This window comes from Caballeronia sp. M23-90, assembly GCF_053574605.1.
Genome location: NZ_JBSIPA010000089.1, coordinates 1 through 18,370, shown reverse-complemented (window position 1 = coordinate 18,370; position 18,370 = coordinate 1). Strand labels below are relative to the sequence as shown.

Here is an 18,370-nt window from a genome sequence, read left to right as displayed (position 1 = left end):
CTACACGGCAAGGCGATATGTTCGCCGCCGCGGACGATTCGCTTGAGGTAGCACGGCGAGCAACTGCTCAGCTGTTCTTGTAGCAACTTTCGACAATCCCCAAGGCGCTTGCCTTGGGGATTTTTTTTGGCAGCCGCAGGTGCGCTGCATGTGCCTCCAGGTACTTTCCGAGGTAGGTTGGGCGCGGTGCTATCCTCGAAAAAGAGCCTCACGGTTTTTCTCTCTGAACGAAGTGCAAACACATTCTGTTCAGAGGTCAGCTATGCCAAAAAAACTGCAAAAACGGGCCGCAGTGCTGACACCGAGTCAGCTTCGCCATCTTTTACGCGTGACCGAAGCAACTAGCCGACACCCGGAGCGTGACGCGGTAATTTTGCTTCTTGGGATTACGTGCGGGATGCGGATCACCGAAATAGCTCAAATCACCGTTGCCGATGTTCTATTCGCGAACGGCAAGCTTCGCCACGAAGTTTCGTTACGTGCGGCAATTACCAAAGGCTGTCGCCAGCGGTGTATCTATCTCTCATCCGCGAAGCTCATCGAGGCGTTAAAGCGGTATCTCGACTATCGCGTAAAGCGTGAGTTCGGCACGACGCTTGATTCGTCCGCGTACCTGGGGTTGAATCCGGGCCTCGCATTGATTCTTAGCAGGACGGGTTACCCCTTTTCCCTCAGTCGGAAGCGCAGGACAAGCGAGGGCGGTATTGAAGCTGATTACTGGGCGGCGGACGCACTGCAAGCGTATGTGTCGAAGCTATACCAGTTGGCGGGAACGAAAGGGACCAGTCATAGTGGGCGTCGAACGTTCGCCACCCAACGCCTTCTGAATGGTGCGTCGATCGACGATGTTTGTCTGCTATTGGGCCACGCCGATATCGATCAGACCAGCCGGTATCTCGATGTTTCCCATGCCGAAATACGCCGCGCAATCAAGGAGGTCATCTGAATAAATCAAGTTTTGCCGACTTGTTGCCGTTAAACCAATCGGGCATTGCAACCGTAACGGCAGTTTTTGCACCTCTTTCCCATGATATTCTGGTGCACTTGTACACCATCTGTAAAGGCCATGAACGAGGTTTCGGATAACGGCATCGCGCTGCGCGCGCTTATTGAGCAGGCCGGGATGACGCAGGCTGATGCACTTGCGGCTCTCAACAAGGGGCAAGCGTTCCCCGTAGCATTGTCGACGTGGAAGGCGTACCTCGCGGCACCTGACAGCACACGGCGACGAGCATGCCCCGACAACGTTCTTGAGCACGCCAGAAAAACGATAGCGAGAGTATCGAAATTGCGTTGACATGGTGCACATGTGCACCTAAAATCTAACCATTGTCTCGATATGGAACGATCATGGGAACGAGATACGAACAGGACGTCGTTGCATGGGCCAACGAGCAGGCAGAACTTCTGCGTTCGGGCAGGCTGACCGCCATCGACGTTGAGCACATCGCAGAGGAGATTGAGGACGTGGGCAAGAGCGAACAGCGCGAATTGGCAAGCCGTATGTCGGTCCTCTTGGCTCATCTTTTGAAGTGGCAATTTCAGCCCTCACGTCGCAGCAAAAGTTGGCAATTCACCATCCGAACGCAGCGCAAGGAAGTAGCCTACGTTTTAGACGAAGCTCCGAGCCTTCGTGGAAAATTCAGCGATGCCGCGTGGCTCGATATCGTGTGGTCGAAGGCACGCAGCATTGCGAGCAACGAAACGGGCCTCGACCTTGATGTGTTCCCCGAAGCATTGCCATGGGCCGTCGATGACGTGCTCTCGCAAGAATTTCATCCCGAATAGCGGAAAGCATATGGACGTGTTATTCGCCGCTGAGGCGGCAGTTCGGGACGCGGTTCCAGCGGTCGTGCAGCGTCATCGCTCGAAAGGCATTCTGACGTGGGCGTTACTTCACACCATAGAATCGGAAGTGTTGGTTGAGGTAGCCAACTCCGGAGAACATAGCAAGCGGATTTTAGACATGATCCGCGCGCCGGCTGCCTTGGGCTATCCAAAGGACGATCGGCCTGCTTCGTTCGAAGGCCATGACTTTGTGCCGATCGTCTTTGGCGCCATTGAAGATGCTTGGCGTCGCGTGAGCTAGGAAAACGGATGACAACAATTTTGAAGCGAATAAAACGAGCCTTCCGCGTGGCATCGAGTCGCGGCCCGCGCGTCACGTTTGATGCGGTAAAGCACGCTGAGCTAGGCGGCAAACTTTGGCACGGCGACATGCCAACTCACTATCACGTGAGAACGCCTTTGCCGACTTGGATGACAGACACCCAAGTTTGATTGGAAAAGAACATGATTAAAGGGTATTGGTTCGCGTCGGCCGTTGTTGCAATAAGCTTATGCAGTTCAGCGAACATCGCAGCTAGCGAACAAGGCGCACATATTGGATGGCAGGTTCGTCAACCCGTGCGTTTCATGGTCTCCGCTGTGTTGCGTAAGAACGGAACAACTGACGTTATAAAGCCCGTTCATGGGATTGTTACGGCGGAAACGAATGAGTCTGCTGTGGCAATTTTTGTGAAGACCGCAACTGCGCAATACTCTGGCTATACCTTAATCGCTACTCTGGCATCGCCAGTGCCCGCTGCGGGAAGGTGCGAGAACAGCATTTAAACGAAGCACGGATAAGATGATGAGTAGTGACGCATACCGCCTTGGATTGATGCAACGGGCAATGGCCCGCACCGACGCAGAGCTTTTCGGAAATCGTGCCCGATATGAAGCTGTTGCGCGACAGTGCGCAGCACGCTTAATCGCTGGCTGTAACGTCTAAAATAGATGACAACAATCCTCAGTCGGGCCAAAAGTGCGTCAGTCGCGAGCTTCCGACTTGCACGACCAAAAGCGCTGCAACGCATGGAGTATCTGATGGACCCCATGCCGGACGACCGCGCACTCGCCACCTTTGCGGCGTTCGCGCAGCAGTATCGTCCGAATGTCTTCAGCGTTACTCAGGACCTGAGTGCGCTCGAAGCACAATATTCGAAATAAGCACGCGGAAAACATGACCAGAGTTCTCATCCTTTCGGCCGTGGTCGTCGTAGGAATGTATTTCGTTTATGGCGCGGCAATTGACGGCCTACACAACATCGGCGAGACGGCGTTGCAAACACAGCATAAGCAGTGATCGGAAAATAATGATGTGCGAAGGAACAATTGCATCAGGCGCGCTGGTCCGTGAAAAAGGCAAGCGCAAGATCATGATGGTGAAGGGCGACGCGGGGCTTGCGGCGCATGGTACGCGGTCGGGTAATGGAAAGGTAGACATGGCCCATAGCGTCGTCTGTGAATGGCGAACGCCGAAGGGCGCTCTGCGTAGCGCTGCATTTTTGGTGACGGCCCTCGAACTAGCTTCTAATCAGAAGTAGGAAAACGGGCAATTCGGGAAGCGCCGATGCGCCGAACGTCCGTCGGAACCCAACGGAAGGCTACAACACAACGAAGAGGAAAAAATGACACGGGGTTTGGGTATTACGTTGATGTTCTCAACGATTGCTCTGCTGTGTGGGTGCGCCGCGCAGACTCCAAATACGATCACGACTCGCGCATACGGGGAACCTATTGGCATGTTGGCGTCTGTGCCCCTGGCGGAAGCGCAGCACCGCCTTGCAAATAAATGCGAAGAGCGAGGAATGAAGGTCGTCGAACAGACAGTCGACAAACTGGTTTGCGGACACCGTCGAAATATGCGGCAGGAGCACGATCTGAGATGGGCATGTATCGCGCTGTAACGGGAAGGGTTCCTCAGGAAGGCATGGCTTTCGGTTTTATTGCTCGCCCTGAAGGCCTGTTGGTACAGGGACATGAGTGGCGTGAGGTCGAAAACGGCGGGCTTGATCATGCGCTTGAGGTCGTCCGGCTTACGAATCCTGAGCCGATGGCGGACATCAGCGCCGTTCTGTTTTCCATTGGGGCGCGAAATCCGTCTCGCCTTTGAATGCATGGAAAAGACCAATGACTAAGCGCGGGTAAGTCCATTCCTGAAGGGATGATCAAGTTGTGGGGATCGGGCCATCCAGGCGGCATTTCGTCGATCGGCCAAGCAGGAGTTGTTGATGCTGTTGAACGACTTGCCAAGCAAAAGTCGGCAAGCGCAAGTAGAACGGAAAAGAGTATATGAATGCTATTTGGCAACGGGGATTGGCTGTAATCGTTGCGTTGTTCGGTCTCTCGACGGTTAGCGCGCATACTTTGGATGCACAACAGAAGTTGGCTCTGTGCGGAGAGGAAATTTCAGCGATTGGTGGCGACGGTGGCGATGCATGTATGCGCGCCGCGTCGACAATGACGATGCACACTTACATACTGCGGATCGAGATTGATGGAAAGTCGCACACGACCGCCGTTGAGGATGGTCAGATGCAAGCAGTTCGCGCGTCCGATGTGGGAGTGGAGGTTGTCCCAAAGGGGGTTGATGCCAGCGGGCGCGTAAGCCTCACATACCATGTGGTCGTTTTTTCGGATGATAAGGATGGGTTCGGACATGGATTATTGCCTGCCTACGCACTGCTACCAGTCGGCATCACAGCCAAGACCGAAAGTCTAGCGGGCCATCAAATCGCGATAACTGTCGAATCGATACACGATTAAATCCGGAAATGACTAGGACCACTATGTTGATGGCACTTTTGGCGCTTATCGGTCTGGCACCGGCACAAGCGGCAGATAATCCCTGCCTTGGGCCGACATGGGCGCTGTCCGCGCGATCAGCCATTTCGTGTGATTTTGCGGATGCGTCCAAGGCGGCCACGCAGGGCGACGGCAAGTTCGTCGGGCCGCGTTCGCACACCTCATTCGTCATTACGGACGTATCGCCGCGTAGCGGCATGGCGCTGGTGATAAGCGACCGCGTCGTATCAATCGATGACGCTCCTGAATATGCTCGTGAGGTTGGCGCGTATGGCGGTTGGGTCAATGAGTCATGGCAGGTCAAAAGCTATACCGGGGCCTGGAACGCCGGGCTGCGCACGTGGGGCGTGAGCACCGCGGACGTGAAACCGGGAACGCTGGTTGAGATAGTCGCTGTACCGGCCAAAGCCGGAGCTTGAATAAATGGGAAAACAATGGCATTTCGCATTCGTCAATATCCACACAACGATCTACTGAATCTAGCGCATTATCACCGTGAAGTAATCAGGACGAAAATTCAGAGTGGCGATCACGACGGCATCGCGCTGGACTGCACTAGTTGTCTAATCGCCCTGGCCTTTGCAGTGGAAGCTTTGATTAGTTTTGTGGGTTCACGCAAGGTGACCGATTGGAACGAGCGAGCTCACAGCCTAGTGAAGGTTAGGAAGTTGTCAAAAGCGCTCGGGATCACGATACAACCTGAACGTGAACCTTTCGGCGCTATATCGACGCTTAGGGAGATTCGGAACGGCCTAGCGCATGGCAAGCCTATTGTGCGCAATGCGGGCGCTGCTGACCGCGACGAACTGAAGATCGCAATGCAGGCGCCATGGGACGGGTATCTGGACCCGGATACGGTTGAAGTGCTATACGGGCAGGTGATTGAACTTAGAAAGGTCTTGTTTGCAGCAGCGAAGATACGATGGGCTGACAGCCTGACTTCGGCTGTAGGTTCACACTGATAGGAAAACAAAGAGACACATGGCTCGGCGAAAATATCGACGGAAAAGTCATCTCGCGGAAGCGATTAATCAATCGAGTCCCGGAATGCAGAAGGTTTGGGCTGCGGTGATCGCAATAGCATTCATTTTCGCGATGGTTATGATGTTCTCGCACTGAAACGGAAAAGAGACTATGGATAAGTTGTCATGACGCTAGCTGAGACTGGCCTAGACCTGCCCACCGTAGGGCAAGAGAGGCAATGGCCGAAATGGCAGGTTTTCTCATAGCTTGGGGCGGAACGGTTACAAAAGTTGATGTTGGCTTGGCTACGGAACGATATGTTGTCAAGGATCACAGAGGAATAGCCATTGAGGAGGAGCACGCGTTCGCCTGCAGAACGCAAGTAGCCGGAGAAAAACAAGGCGATCGCGAAAAAGATTAAAGGTTTTTGCTAGCTCGTCGTTATAACGAGTCTCACTGACTTACGACCATCGCCACTGCCTTTGATAGGCGTTTTTGACACGGACCGAAAAATGCGTCTCTTACTTGCAATTATCCTTCCTTGGCTCCAGTTCTTCACTATTGGTCGTCCAATTGCCGGAATCATCTGCCTGCTTCTTCAGATTACCCTCATAGGTTGGATCCCTGCTGCGATCTGGTCGGCATATGCTCTGAGTCAATATAAAACGGATCAAAAGATTGAACGCGCGTTGGCTGCTCGCGGGTAATCTACCCGCAATTCTCGCAGCGCGCGGCAAACATCGCCGCGCTCATGTCGATGTCCTTGCGGGAGGCGTCGTTGAGCTGAATACTGCTCTCGCGGCGATCTAGTTTCTTCCGGCGAATTAACGAAGGGAAAATTTATGGGTGAAACCGAATCAAGTTCGTCTTTGAGCGCTGTGTCTTGGGTGGGGCCGCCGGCGTTGGGCTCTAAACCGAGAGTGTTCAAACATAATGCACAAGGAACAACGGTCGCTACTGGCTGTGTCAAGACGAAAGAAGGGGATCTCACCGAACATAACGCCAACGTTTTGCGTCACCGTGAACTTGCAATGAGCACGCGAAGATAAAATCGAAATGGACACGTCCACGGCCCAGCTCTCACCATTAGCTATCGTTCAGCGTCATAGCTCAATGACCGCGTCGACTAGCACATCGTCGTTGACCGCAAAAACTCTGCCGCCTGCGAGGGCAGTCACGTACCGGACTACGCTTGCGCCGAACGCAAAGTGGCCAAGCGGCGCGCAATAAGCTCCGCAACAACCGAAGGGTGCATTGAGCGATAATTCAGGCTTTGGAAGGTGCTGTCCGGCTACGCTCACAAGGTCGTTGCGTGGGGTGTCATTCGTTGCAGGCTACGGTTCAGAAACGGTCGAAATTCGCGAAGGAAGCATTTAAAATGAGCAAGATCGGAAGATGGTTAGCGATTCTATCGGTGGTTAGCCTCTTAGTCTCGTTGACGGGTTGCAACACAATCGCGGGGGTGGGTGAAGACATATCCGGCTCTGCAAGGGCCGTTCAGCACTCGCTGTAAGTCTGCGCAGTGATTATGAGATACGCATTGAAAAAGGATTTGGATTGAACTACAAAGAACTTTTGGCGCAAGCTGCGGAGCTGGAGCGTCAAATTGCTGCGGCTCGTGAAATCGAAGCAGCAGGCGCGTTGGCTGAAATCAAAGCCAAGATCGCCGAATTTGGCTTTACTATGGAGGACGTATTCTCCGAAAAAAAGACGCGGAAACTGCGCAAAGCAAGTGGCCCGAAATACCGCGATCCTGACACGGGCGCAACTTGGTCGGGCATGGGACGGGAACCCTTGTGGCTCAAGGGCAAGGATCGGGCGGCCTTCGCGATCTAAAATAACTGACGACCGCCCGATAAACGTATCCGTCTCTCGTGTAACTATGCAATCGTCGGGAGAGCTGGCGTCGAGCATCGTTATGATCGAAGACATTCAGAGTAAAGAGTTCTCATGCGCCGCCAAAGCGAATTTCAAATTGTGTGCGGCTTGTGGTTATCTCCCGACTTCTCTGATGCGCTTGCGGGACGGAAAGAACCACCGTGGGTCAATCATTCAAACGTCGATTTCTCCGCGCTGCATCGTGCCTTGTCAGATCTATTTCCTGCAGGTCCCCACGTTGAGATCCAGGTGCCCAACGACACTATCGATCAAGTTGCCGTCCACGTCCGGCAAGACGGCCGAAGAGGGAGGTCGATTCGCTGTGAAGATTTCGGTACCGCACTTCTGCAGGCAGCAAAGCGAGAACACGAGAGCGTCATCGACGTAAGCAAATCCTGGGCGCCGCTGCATGCGCTTAAGACGCGTTCCAAAGCTCCTCCCCCGGCAATCCTTCCTTTTGTTGTGACGGCTCCACATTTTGACAACGCGATGATTTGGCTGGCAAGCGCCCGTCCGTCGTTGGGCTTGCCTGCGGTGCCATACCCCGACCAAGAGAACAAATACGACGGTACGTTGCCGACGGCGTTTGTTCAACGACTCGGCAAGATCTTTGGTGTACCGTATGAGCCGATGTGCGTCCTCGATTGCATGTGTATGGACGAACCGCCCGCAGGCACGAGCTAGCTTGTCACAGGAGCGCCGAGATCGAATTTCACTGGCTTCCGAACGCAGGCCTGTTCAAAGGGCCGTGTCCGTTTGTGTGTGGCAATGGAACCCGCTCAGAAAGTCAGTATGTCTCGCCTGCGCAAGTCGGTCGGCGCAGGCGTCCCGGTAGATTTACTTTGTTTGATCTCCGACTACAGGGGACTTGCACTGGAACTTGACTCCTTGCCCGCGCAGCGGACTGATGGTATCGCGGTCTAGCCTAATCAAAACATTTCGACGGCCATCCGAAGGCTCGTCCAGCAGCCTCAAGTAGGAGCTGTTACCAATTCCGTGCCACACGGCGCGTACGTCTTGCGTGCCCCATTGCGAGGTTTCGGGAACGCTGCAGAAGGACACTTGCAGACCGCTAATCCTCGCGGCCGCAGTCAACTGTGTGTGTGCCGAGTCGGAGAAAAGGATCATCTCGCCTGGAACTGAACGTACGCCAAGGTTGACCATGGCCAGGTTCAAAAGCCCGGGGTGAGTCGGGACGAGCAAGGCAAAAATGGAGACCACACAAAATCCTGCGGTAAAGCGCCGCGCACGCGGCTCCACCGTGAGCGGGAGTACCCCGAACATAGTCGTGATGAGCATGCCGGCCGCGATGAAAAATGAGAGTGTCCCTCGAAAATTCATATCGGGTGCGGCTCGTCCGTAAACCAGCATTCCAACGAAAGGTACTGCTACTAAAAATGACATGACCGACAATGACGTGTTGCTGATTGCGCTGTGTAACGTCGAGTTTGCCGACAAGCCTTTCCTCGCTCGCCAGCGTGTCTGTATGGTCACAATCAGCTTCACCAGCCAGACGGTTGCGAACGCGCCATAGCCTAATCCGACGATAGCGATCGCTGCGATGGACATCGCTGCGGAAGCAAGGAAGAATGCGTCGCCTGTAGTTAGACCGTCAGGCAAGATGTTTTCAAAATAGCAATAGGTGACCGGCACTAGGCCACCTAGCACGATGACAGCTTTCCAAGCGAGACTGAACAGATGTGGGATAAATGTAGCGAGTGATTTAAGTGTATCGAGTAGTTTGTCGGAGAGTTGCATTCGTTGGCTCGTTGTTAAAGGGAAGTACTGTGCAATACACAGCACCTTCCAGCCTACTGGAGCCTTGTAATAGTCAAGGTTCAAAAGACGCTCGCTTTCTAGCCTCTTTTCCTGAAACGCGCACAAAAGCTGGACGTTTGAATGTTCAGCGTGCTCTTGGTCTGAGATTTTCCGTTAGTCGGACTGGACGATACTGTTTCGCGCACGCGTATCCGATGCAAAGGGAGCGGCGGCGGTTATCTACCGGTCTTAAATATCCGAAGTAAATCTTCGCGCAATTCAGAAACATCCATGACGTGCTGCGCGCGAGTCAAGGCTACATATAGCAGACGCATTTCGTCCTCCTCGAGCGTGAGCCGCCCATCAATGTTTTTAAACCGGAAATCGTTCGTTACCTTCACGCGCTTCCATTGCAGACCCTTCGCTCGGTGCACGGTCGAGATGACATAGTCGGCATTCGCCTCTGGTGTGATCCGTCGTCCAAGTGACCGGAGATACTCTGTCCCGAGTTCATCGACAATCCTGACAATAGGCAGCAGATCACGCCCTACTGCGCTCTGCGCAAACGACTGGACCTCCTTCCACGATTCAAAAAGCGCAAAGACTGAAGGCTTGTATGCTCTCCGTCCATCGAGCAGAAGATCCGCGCCATCGGCGAAAGCAGTGATTTCAGAGGGGCTCATTCGGATTGCTGGCTTGTGGCCTGACTCAACGCCCGCCGCGAGTTGCCAGATTGCCGTGACGTTCTTTCGGCACAGAATTGCGTCCACGGGCGGAGAGACGCTTGGGTCCTCCACCAAGATCGACCCGATCGTGCCTTGGCCGCGTATAGGCGTCTTTTCACCGAGAAGAGACAGGATCCGACTGGCCAGCGCTGCGAATGTTTCTCCAAATCGGAACGATTCGGTCAGGGTGCACTCTGTCGCGTTGATCTGGGACATTGCGTTGACGGCGCCGCGCCATTCATAGATCTGCTGGTAAGGATCGCCGACGTAGATGATTTGGGCATGGTCTTGGATACCCAGCGTTGCAAGCATGACGCCGTCGCTGTCCTGGGCCTCGTCAAACAGGATGAAGTCTGAGTCAATTCGGGGTTTCGTTTCTGCCCACACTTTTAAATATACGTCAGGGATGATCGCGCTGCGGCCGCGAGGATCGATGCTTTCGTTCCATAAACGCACGACGCTCGGAAGCAAAAACTCGCGTAGAGAACGTGCAGCCTGGTCGTGGACCTTCTCGTCGACGGGAATGTGAAATGGCGCCGGTTGCGGTTCGGGAGATCGACAGAATCGACCAAGCCCGTCAGTGATCATTCTGCCAATCTCAAATGGCGTGATCTCGGCCATTTTGCCGATGATCAACTCGGCTTCGACGGCGTTAAGGCCATACCGCATGGCTAATTCGTGGGGCGCTTCCGCTGGAAGATTCACCCGCGCCCTGAGGCGCGAAGGAACAGATGAGTAGGCGAGGGAGTGAACCGTTCGAGCACTGACATTTGCAGGAAATCCAAGTCGGGCGTGATCGGCGATCTCTTTGTTGAACGCGAGGTAGCTGCCGCGCCGACTTGAAAGCTCTTGGGCGATCAATCTAAGGGTAGAGGTTTTCCCGGCGCCCGCGTATGCCTTGATCTTGAGATCGTTGCCCGTTCGAACCGCGTCGACGACGGCAATTTGTTCGAGTGTGGGCTTAAATAATGACGGCATTGAGCAAATTCGGAAGGGCGGAAGTTTAGGATAGCTGCCTGGACCGGGGTCGCTTAGCGGGAGGTTCCCACTGCGTTTCCCAGCAAAATTGCACTGCGGAACGTTCCCGGAACCGTAGCTCGGTAGTGACATGGGATTGGCGCGACCTACACCGCGGCGCGTTGCGGTCTTTGACACGCGGTACCATGAACGTCAAACGCGAGTGAAACCTCACGCTAACCTTTGGCAATGCGGTATGAGCTTACGTCTCATCTCCCCCGAACAACGTAACACGATCGGGCGTTTCAATTGCTCCGGTACCGTCAGCTAGGCAGTCCCGATTGGGCGACAATGAAGATGACAAGTGCAGCAGCGAGCATGCTGTTGAAGTCGCGCCTCGTTGGCCGCGCTCCCAACTTTTGTGTTTCAGCTGACAAACTTTTTGATTCACTCGGTTTAAGGATGCCCTATGTGCGGTCGTTTTTCACGCGCTCGTCGCGGCCTCGAGTATGTTGTGCCGCTCATGCCCGACACAATTTATCCGGAAGCCGACCCTTTTCGCCCGAGCTGGAACGTAGGCCCGGGCACCAAACAAGCAGTGATCTTCCCTGACGGGCCGAAGCTTGAACACTGGGGATGGCGTCCAGCTTGGGCTGTTTCGCGAAAAATGCCCATGATGATCAACGCACGGCTCGACAAAGCAAACAGTTCAGCCTGGAAGCGCATGTGGAAAAGCAGCCGCGTGATTGTGCCGGCCGACGGGTGGTATGAGTGGGTGCTCGAGGAGGGCGCCAAGCAGCCGTATTTCATCCAGCCGCTTGATGGCAAGCCTTTGTTCTTCGCCGGGCTCTCAACCATCCCGCCCGGAGGCGAATACCACGACGGCGATGGCTTTGTAATCGTGACTGACGCCTCGGACGCAGGCATGCTCGACATTCACGATCGTCGGCCGCTAGTGCTTACGGCCGAGGAAGCGAAAGAATGGCTGGACCCAAAGACCACCTTTGAAGAGGCGAACTATCTGGCCAACACTGTCGCCACGCCAGTGGAGGCGTTTAAATGGTTTCGCGTAAGCAAAGGCGTGAACAAGGCCGGCAACGACGAGCCGGCGTTCAATGAGCCCATCGACCAAGGCTAGACCATCTCCATCGCCTCGGGGTCGTCCTCCCCGCGGCGATTGGTCGGGACATGCAGCCCTTGGAGATTGCCAAATCGCGAGCGCTCCATCACGTAGAGCAGACGCGTCTTTTCCATCGCAACAAGCTGGCCGCGCCCTTCGGCCTGCCACACCTTGAGGATGGTCTGGAAATAGTCCTCGAGCTCGTTGATGAGGTTGCGGTTGTGCTGGATCTCAAGCAGCAGCCGCTCGATGTCCTCGTTGCCGCGGTATTGCTTCCAGAAGCGGCGCATTTCCTTTAAATCGACCGCAGCAAAGTGGGGAAGCTTCTTAGGCATGACGGCACCAAAAACCTGTATGGATGAACAGTATAGCGACATGCGGATGTGAATAGACGCAGCATCTGAAATCCACGGAATGTCTACGAGGCCGGCGCACATCCAGCAATACATACCGCTTAAGGGTTCGCTTAATAAGATATATTTTTCAGCGCTATTGCGTATAGATCAGACGGAACGGAGAATGGGCTATGTTACGAGATGTAACGAGATACCGGTAAAGTTGCCGGTATGCCCAGGCTGATCTGAAAGTGAAAGGTGAGGACATGAACTCCGGAAATGATTCTGCTGATTCCATTCGAGAAATTAACCTCTCGTACGTTCTGCTCGCGCAAAAAATGCTGCGCTTGGACCGTTCGGTAGGCGAGGCTCGACTTGGCCTGTCAGGCCAGGTGGCCGATATCCTCGTTAATTTGACGATGGCACAAATCGTGAAGCTTGCAACAGCGCCGCACTTGCTGTGCGCTTTCCGGTTCGATGATCAGTCTATGCTGTCATCCTTGTCTCGGGCCGACGATCAGATGAAAGCGGTGCCTACGGAATCAATGTTGGAATTCGCCCACTAAGCCCCTGAGAATATGGGGTTCTGCGTGATTTGATTCGTGGGTGGCGGGGCACTAAGCGGGGATGGAATGGACAGTGAGTTGCCATTGTTTGGTGATGCCGAGCTAACCGCGCAGGCGACCGCTCTCGCTGAAACTGTCGTCGCAATTCGCATTGCACAGGGAAAGACCATACCCCGAGATCTGCCGGTTGATTCGCCCGATTGGGAAACAATCGCGCTCGAATTTGCTAAAGACGTCGAACGGGTCTTAACAGCCGAGGCAATCAAGACCAGTGTTGATCGTAGTAGGTGATAGCCCACTGCCGAGCACAGTCCACCGCCTCGTCCGAGGTTGGAAAATTTCCTAAGTCCGGCGCGTACTTTTCCTGCTCGAGTGTATCGTCCGCGCCAATGCGCTTGAGTCGAGCGCGCGCCCGGAATCCCGTAGCGGTGATTTGGGGCGACGCTTCAATGCTGGCCTTTTCGTACAAAAAATTCACGGTCAATCACTGAAAAGTTTAGGCTTTGTGCAAACCCAAGGCTTGCATTGCTTTCGCATAGTGGCGTTCCTGCTCAGAACACAGGCGGTGGACTTCTGCCGGCGTCGTCGCTCGCCGCAACAATCCCGCGTCAATTTGAAAGTGCTTAGCAATCGCCTGACAGGCAGTGCTGGCGGGGAAATATACCGCGAGATACCGATCTTCGTCTTCGACGTCATTCCAGACGGTGATTGCCAAATCCCACGGGTTAACAGCGTCCAATTCCGCGATCGCGCGCGGATCCATGGCGGCTGCTTCGATTTTCCCCTTGGCAATACCATGCTGCAGACTCTTCTGGAACACCTGCACAAGGTCCCATTCGGCCGTCATGACTTCGACGGTAACAACGCATTGCTTCATCGCAAACCTTCCTTGTTGTGAAAGCGGCGAAGTGAATCGCCGCTGGTCCGTCCGCGTCACCGAGATGGCGCGGACGGTTTACATGGCGTCAATTATCGCAAAGCGTTCTCAACGGCCTGGCTCAAGGCCTGACGCTTCCCACGCAACGTGAAAAAGCCAACCGAGCCCCCAACGACGTCCTTGCTGTCGATGCTCACTGCCTGGGTTTTTCCTGAGCCTTGAAGAGCGGAAGCGTTGCCGCGTTGGTGGAACTCGTTCGCGTCGAAATCGATCGGATATTCGAAGACGCCGTCGTCTGCCTCAACGACCAAATGCACGTGATCCATGCGAACACCGATGAAATGAATCTCGATGATCTTATTGAGTGCGGCGTCGATGGCAGCATGGATTGTCTGCGAAGACGGCGAAGGGTTCCCAAAACGATCGAGATGAATGACCGCGTGCATGTCTGTCCCGTCGTGGAAAAATGCAATCCGGTAACGAGCGACAGCAGGAGTACGGTCGATCTGGGGGTAGATCAGGTCGATAAAGCTTCCTTGATAGGTCATGATTTGCCCTTCGGTTATGCGTAAGACCCAAATGTCAGACGCACAACTCAAGCTACTCATGGCCAATCAAAGCCAAGGCAACGGAGCGGTCACCACCATCGCATCCTCCTCTCGTCAAGTGCACGAATGCCTTCGGAATCCGCTTCCTCAAGCTCCTAGATAGGTGCTCTGGGTTCCCCGAACGACAATTTTATTTTGGGGTTTTAATCTTCCGTGCAGTTTTCTGAGGCGAGATCTCGATCCAGGTCGGGCCGTGGTCGCTGGCGTTCGGAAGGTCGCGGACCCACGCGTCGACAGATGCGTTAGCGAGGCGCGAGGCAAGCGCCGGACTAAGCAGAAGATGATCAATCCTTAGACCGAAATTCGGCCCGCGGTGCCGGCGGACATAGTCCCAGTACGTATAAATTCGCTCATCCCCGTACACGCTACGGAGCGCGTCTGTCCATCCTTGATCCACGAGGCGCTTGAAGCAACCACGGCTCTCGGGTTGTAGCAAAGCGTTGCCGCGCCAAGAGCGCGGGTTATAAATATCCTCGTCCGCAGGGACGACGTTGTAGTCGCCGGCGAGCACAACGGGGTGACCGCTATCCATCAGATACTGCGCGTATTCGATCAGCCGTTCGAACCACGCAAGCTTGTAGTCAAACTTGGGACCTGGCTGCGGATTGCCGTTTGGCAGGTAGAGACAACCAACCAAAATTCCCGAGACAGCCGCTTCGATATAGCGGCTTTGCTTGTCAGCGCGATCACCGGGCAGGCCTCGGCGACTTTCGATGGGATCCGAACCCTTGCTCAAGATCGCAACGCCATTCCAAGCGCTTTGCCCGTGCCATATCGCGCCGTAGCCGGCGTCGTTGATCGCCTTGATAGGAAACGCGGAACCGACAGCCTTCAGCTCCTGCAGGCAGACGATGTCGGGCGACGCCTCGGCCAACCATGTTAGCAACGATGGAAGGCGCGAGCGAACTCCGTTGATGTTGAACGTAGCGATCTTTAGTTTCGGCATGTTCGCTGTCTCCTAAAACGGATCGTGACATTCGGGCGACTGCCAACATTAGATCAATGCGCAGTGGGTGGCCACACCGCAACGCTTTGCTCGGACGGCCCCTCAGGAACCTGGTCCAATCCGTCAGCAAACCACGGTACTTGATGTCGGAGCTCGGAGACATAGCTTTCCCAGCCGCTTTGATTTCCGTGGAAGAGATCGTGCTGTACAAGGTTCGCGAGCAACGGTCGGTTGACCGATTCATCAAGCAGCAGTTTCGGCCAAAGGAAGAACGCGCTCGCTGCTCGTTTCGCAAACTCGTACGGCGTGATTTCCGCGTCGACCATGCGGAGGATGGTAAAGCTCATCAGGGATTCCTCTTGCCCGACTGCTTCACCAACGGTGTTGAACCGGTTTGCGCATTTCATCACGCACGCAGATGCTTCCAGTACGTCGCCCAAATGCAGCAGCAGGGCGCGTCTCTCGATGCCATCGTCCATCGTTTCTCCGTTTGTGATGCTACTTAAGGTCGATCGCTCTTTTCATGGCGACGGTCAATCCCTGCCGACAGCGCGCGTATCCTTGCCACGGGTCGGCGCCCAAGGTTCGCTGGCGTTTGATCGCGCTGTGAATAGTCCATTGGTCGGCCGCCTTGATCTCTGGGAGTTCTTCCCACGCGATCGGCATCGAGACGCCCATGCCGGAGCGGGCGCGCGCGGAGAATGCCGCGACCGTACTCGCGCCTTTGCTGTTCCGCAGGTAGTCGATGAAGATTTTTTCAACACGGTTCTTTGGACCCAGCACCGCTGAAAACCGATCGGGCATCACCTTGGCCATGTGCCGGGCGATGCCTTGCGAAAAGGTTTTCACTTCATCCCACCCTTGGCGCCGCGTAAGCGGAATGACGATGTGATAACCCTTGCCACCGCTGGTTTTGATAAAAGACTTCAGTCCAACCTCATCGAGCAGCACCTTGGCCAACTGAGCGGCCTCGGTCATCGTCTTCCACGAGAGGCTGGGATCGGGATCCAAATCGAGTACGAATCGGTCAGGATGCTCTAGGTCCGGTTGCACGGCATTCCAACTGTGAAGCTCGATGATTAGGTACGCTTTTGTGTATGTACGGCGTGGTCTTCGCTAAATCGGTGTAATGTGAATCCTTGCCGAAACGCGCTGTTAAGAAAGGACTCCCATGCTTCGCTCTGTCCTAATTAGACCACGTGAAGACTTTGAAGCGCCGGATCGCGTCCATCAACTTCTTCAGCTCAATTTGCCAACGAACCGCGGGTTTTTGCTCTTCGATGTTCCCACCGTTGCCATCATCGTTGATGGATCGAAGATTCTCTGGGAGCCAACGCTTTACTTGGCACATCAAGCCCTTTCCTCGCACAGCACTACTGGCGACGGAGTAAGAACTTACAGCGAGGCGCTTCTGCCCTGGCTGCGATATTTACGTGAACGCCGGTTTGACGTACGAGACGCGACGGAGGTCTTACTCAAGGCCTATCGAAACGAGCTTATGAACTTGGGACAGGTGTCGCCAACGCGCTGTCTCAGCAGCGCTACCATTGCTCTGAGAATCAAGGTTGCCGAATTCTTTTATCTATGGGGCGAAAAGTACGACATGTTTCGGAGTCCGCTTGGTCGATGGCTAGCCGGACCGAAGATCAGACGCTTTCCCAGCGGTGATGCTCACCGTAGTCAGTCGCGTGGACGGACTCCGGTAGCGCCGACCGTGGTAACACGACTTCCCAAATTGCGTATTTCGGTGAACGTGACCGCTGATTTCGGGAACGTGACCGATTTGGCGAGGTTGGGCGTTGCGCGGTTTCGATTGTAGAGTTCCTCCCTAGTTTTGGTCGAGTTCTGGTTCAAATACGCTGGACTTCGGAGGCGGCTTTCTTAGAGATTCGCCTGTGAGTTTGATGCGGTGGTGACGGTGCATGAGGCGATCAAGCATTGCGTCGGCGATGGTCTCGTCGCCTATCCAGCCATGCCAGTGTTCGATCGGAAGCTGGCTGGTTACGATTGTGGCCTTGCCGGCAGAACGGTCGTCGATCATCTCGAGTAAATCATTTCGAACCATTGCATCGAGCGGAGCCATTCCCCAATCGTCCAGCAAGAGAACATCAGTGCGAGCAACCTGCAGCAGCCATTTGGTGAAGCCGCCGTTGCCGTGCAGAACGCGTAGTTCCTCGCCCAACCGCGGCACGCGCAGATACAGCGCGGAGTGTCCGCGTCGGCAGGCATACTGCGCCAAGGCGCAGGCGAGCCATGACTTACCGGCGCCGGTCGCGCCGCTAATGAGCAGGCTGTATCCGGCCTCAACCCAGTCGCCCAGAGCCAGGCTTGTGAGCGAACGCGGGTCGATCCCTCGACCTGCGCGAGTGTCCAGATCTTCAATGGCGGCTTGCGGATACTTCAGGCGCGCTTGCTTAAGCAGTCGGGTGCGACGGCGATCATCGCGCCAGCTTGCTTCCCGGTCGACCAACAATGACAAGCGTTCCTCGAAACTGAGAGTCGCCGTGCCGGGCTGCGTCAATTGCTGTTCCAAGCCGTCGGCAAAGCCATCGAGCTTCAAAGTGCGCAGTTGCGTCAAGGTCTGTTGCATCATCATGGTGGGTTCTCTTTATTGGTAATAGCTGGGGCCGCGCACATGGGCGTGGCTTGGGCTGATCCATTCAACCGGCGTTGTTGCTGCGGCTCGGTCACGGTTGTTGATCAGGATGTCGCGCACGTGGCGGTATCGGTGTACGCCCAGTTCGAGTGCCAATGCGCACGCCGCTTCCAGACGCTCGGGGCCATAGCGACGGGAGAGTGAGAGCAGTCCAAGGCAGGCCCGATAACCGTGCTCGGGATGACGTTGCTCTTGGAGAAGCCGAGTAACTAGCGCGCCAGTCGCTCCGCCAATCTGTTGGCCCCAGTGAATAAGACGCTGCGGTGTCCATTCGAGATGGGCGCGGTGTGCCGCCGGCATGTGCTCTACGACGGTCGTGTAGCCTCCCGCGCGGTCGTTGCGGGCGTGGCTA

General features: G+C 55.1%; 25 protein-coding genes and 1 pseudogene. 16 read left to right on the top strand and 10 right to left on the bottom strand.

Features of this window, described 5'->3' with window-relative positions; all coding sequences use genetic code 11:
* The first annotated feature begins 262 nt into the window (after positions 1 to 262).
* From ACRXB1_RS11860 to ACRXB1_RS11800, 13 genes are all read left to right on the top strand, one after another.
* Entirely contained in the window at positions 263 to 946 is a 684-nt protein-coding gene (locus ACRXB1_RS11860; RefSeq protein WP_449492121.1) for a tyrosine-type recombinase/integrase, read from the top strand.
* A 404-nt stretch (positions 947 to 1,350) separates the two neighbouring features.
* Positions 1,351 to 1,788, top strand: a complete 438-nt coding sequence (locus tag ACRXB1_RS11855) for a DUF29 domain-containing protein (RefSeq protein WP_062175002.1) — start codon at positions 1,351 to 1,353, stop codon at positions 1,786 to 1,788.
* A gap of 10 nt (positions 1,789 to 1,798) precedes the next feature.
* Positions 1,799 to 2,089 carry a DUF2471 family protein gene (locus ACRXB1_RS11850; protein ID WP_449492120.1) on the top strand — a complete coding sequence of 97 codons (291 nt, stop codon included), beginning with the start codon at positions 1,799 to 1,801 and terminating at the stop codon, positions 2,087 to 2,089.
* Positions 2,090 to 2,868: 779 nt separating this feature from the next.
* Positions 2,869 to 2,991 (top strand): hypothetical protein, encoded by a 123-nt coding sequence (locus tag ACRXB1_RS11845; RefSeq protein ID WP_449492119.1) that lies wholly within the window; start codon positions 2,869 to 2,871, stop codon positions 2,989 to 2,991.
* A 13-nt stretch (positions 2,992 to 3,004) separates the two neighbouring features.
* Positions 3,005 to 3,127 (top strand): hypothetical protein, encoded by a 123-nt coding sequence (locus ACRXB1_RS11840; protein ID WP_449492118.1) that lies wholly within the window; start codon positions 3,005 to 3,007, stop codon positions 3,125 to 3,127.
* A gap of 582 nt (positions 3,128 to 3,709) precedes the next feature.
* Complete coding sequence (locus ACRXB1_RS11835; RefSeq protein ID WP_449492117.1) at positions 3,710 to 3,937, top strand: hypothetical protein; 228 nt, start codon at positions 3,710 to 3,712, stop codon at positions 3,935 to 3,937.
* Between the two features lie 179 nt (positions 3,938 to 4,116).
* The gene (locus ACRXB1_RS11830) at positions 4,117 to 4,590 is read left to right on the top strand and encodes a hypothetical protein (protein ID WP_449492116.1); all 474 of its coding nucleotides are present in this window, start codon (positions 4,117 to 4,119) and stop codon (positions 4,588 to 4,590) included.
* Positions 4,591 to 4,613: 23 nt separating this feature from the next.
* A complete protein-coding gene (locus ACRXB1_RS11825; protein ID WP_449492115.1) occupies positions 4,614 to 5,048 on the top strand; it encodes a hypothetical protein in 435 nt (144 codons plus the stop codon).
* Between the two features lie 15 nt (positions 5,049 to 5,063).
* Positions 5,064 to 5,591 carry a hypothetical protein gene (locus ACRXB1_RS11820; protein WP_449492114.1) on the top strand — a complete coding sequence of 176 codons (528 nt, stop codon included), beginning with the start codon at positions 5,064 to 5,066 and terminating at the stop codon, positions 5,589 to 5,591.
* Between the two features lie 239 nt (positions 5,592 to 5,830).
* Complete coding sequence (locus ACRXB1_RS11815) at positions 5,831 to 6,013, top strand: hypothetical protein (protein WP_449492113.1); 183 nt, start codon at positions 5,831 to 5,833, stop codon at positions 6,011 to 6,013.
* A 91-nt stretch (positions 6,014 to 6,104) separates the two neighbouring features.
* Positions 6,105 to 6,299: a YqaE/Pmp3 family membrane protein gene (locus ACRXB1_RS11810; protein WP_449492112.1), complete on the top strand. Its 195-nt coding sequence runs from the start codon at positions 6,105 to 6,107 to the stop codon at positions 6,297 to 6,299.
* Positions 6,300 to 7,149: 850 nt separating this feature from the next.
* Positions 7,150 to 7,428, top strand: coding sequence for an H-NS histone family protein (locus ACRXB1_RS11805; protein ID WP_449492111.1), 279 nt, complete (start codon positions 7,150 to 7,152; stop codon positions 7,426 to 7,428).
* A 114-nt stretch (positions 7,429 to 7,542) separates the two neighbouring features.
* On the top strand, positions 7,543 to 8,154 hold the full coding sequence (locus ACRXB1_RS11800; RefSeq protein ID WP_449492110.1) for a hypothetical protein: 612 nt from the start codon (positions 7,543 to 7,545) through the stop codon (positions 8,152 to 8,154).
* Positions 8,155 to 8,307: 153 nt separating this feature from the next.
* Here the strand turns inward: ACRXB1_RS11800 and ACRXB1_RS11795 are convergent, their stop codons facing one another.
* A complete protein-coding gene (locus tag ACRXB1_RS11795; protein ID WP_449492109.1) occupies positions 8,308 to 9,228 on the bottom strand; it encodes a hypothetical protein in 921 nt (306 codons plus the stop codon).
* Positions 9,229 to 9,464: 236 nt separating this feature from the next.
* Complete coding sequence (locus ACRXB1_RS11790) at positions 9,465 to 10,931, bottom strand: UvrD-helicase domain-containing protein (RefSeq protein ID WP_449492108.1); 1,467 nt, start codon at positions 10,929 to 10,931, stop codon at positions 9,465 to 9,467.
* A gap of 448 nt (positions 10,932 to 11,379) precedes the next feature.
* Between ACRXB1_RS11790 and ACRXB1_RS11785 the strand changes: the two genes are divergently transcribed.
* Entirely contained in the window at positions 11,380 to 12,048 is a 669-nt protein-coding gene (locus tag ACRXB1_RS11785) for an SOS response-associated peptidase (RefSeq protein ID WP_449492107.1), read from the top strand.
* Here ACRXB1_RS11785 and ACRXB1_RS11780 read toward each other — a convergent pair.
* Positions 12,045 to 12,365 (bottom strand): hypothetical protein, encoded by a 321-nt coding sequence (locus ACRXB1_RS11780; RefSeq protein WP_449492106.1) that lies wholly within the window; start codon positions 12,363 to 12,365, stop codon positions 12,045 to 12,047. The genes ACRXB1_RS11785 and ACRXB1_RS11780 overlap by 4 nt on opposite strands.
* Positions 12,366 to 12,631: 266 nt before the next feature.
* Here ACRXB1_RS11780 and flhD point away from each other — a divergent pair, with 266 nt between their 5' ends.
* Positions 12,632 to 12,931 carry a flagellar transcriptional regulator FlhD gene (gene flhD, locus ACRXB1_RS11775; RefSeq protein WP_449492105.1) on the top strand — a complete coding sequence of 100 codons (300 nt, stop codon included), beginning with the start codon at positions 12,632 to 12,634 and terminating at the stop codon, positions 12,929 to 12,931.
* Between the two features lie 66 nt (positions 12,932 to 12,997).
* Positions 12,998 to 13,222 carry a hypothetical protein gene (locus ACRXB1_RS11770; protein WP_156393278.1) on the top strand — a complete coding sequence of 75 codons (225 nt, stop codon included), beginning with the start codon at positions 12,998 to 13,000 and terminating at the stop codon, positions 13,220 to 13,222.
* 205 nt (positions 13,223 to 13,427) lie between these two features.
* Here the strand turns inward: ACRXB1_RS11770 and ACRXB1_RS11765 are convergent, their stop codons facing one another.
* The 7 genes and pseudogenes from ACRXB1_RS11765 to ACRXB1_RS11735 all read right to left on the bottom strand — a co-directional run.
* The gene (locus ACRXB1_RS11765; protein WP_449492104.1) at positions 13,428 to 13,808 is read right to left on the bottom strand and encodes a hypothetical protein; all 381 of its coding nucleotides are present in this window, start codon (positions 13,806 to 13,808) and stop codon (positions 13,428 to 13,430) included.
* A gap of 92 nt (positions 13,809 to 13,900) precedes the next feature.
* Positions 13,901 to 14,356 (bottom strand): hypothetical protein, encoded by a 456-nt coding sequence (locus tag ACRXB1_RS11760; protein WP_449492103.1) that lies wholly within the window; start codon positions 14,354 to 14,356, stop codon positions 13,901 to 13,903.
* A gap of 190 nt (positions 14,357 to 14,546) precedes the next feature.
* The gene (gene xth / locus ACRXB1_RS11755; protein WP_449492102.1) at positions 14,547 to 15,362 is read right to left on the bottom strand and encodes an exodeoxyribonuclease III; all 816 of its coding nucleotides are present in this window, start codon (positions 15,360 to 15,362) and stop codon (positions 14,547 to 14,549) included.
* 53 nt (positions 15,363 to 15,415) lie between these two features.
* Positions 15,416 to 15,841 carry a hypothetical protein gene (locus tag ACRXB1_RS11750; RefSeq protein ID WP_449492101.1) on the bottom strand — a complete coding sequence of 142 codons (426 nt, stop codon included), beginning with the start codon at positions 15,839 to 15,841 and terminating at the stop codon, positions 15,416 to 15,418.
* 19 nt (positions 15,842 to 15,860) lie between these two features.
* On the bottom strand, positions 15,861 to 16,439 hold the full coding sequence (ligD, locus tag ACRXB1_RS11745) for a non-homologous end-joining DNA ligase LigD (RefSeq protein WP_449492122.1): 579 nt from the start codon (positions 16,437 to 16,439) through the stop codon (positions 15,861 to 15,863).
* Positions 16,440 to 17,190: 751 nt separating this feature from the next.
* Complete coding sequence (istB, locus tag ACRXB1_RS11740; protein WP_062174797.1) at positions 17,191 to 17,958, bottom strand: IS21-like element helper ATPase IstB; 768 nt, start codon at positions 17,956 to 17,958, stop codon at positions 17,191 to 17,193.
* Between the two features lie 12 nt (positions 17,959 to 17,970).
* Positions 17,971 to 18,370, bottom strand: a pseudogene (locus ACRXB1_RS11735) (IS21 family transposase); the annotation flags it as partial.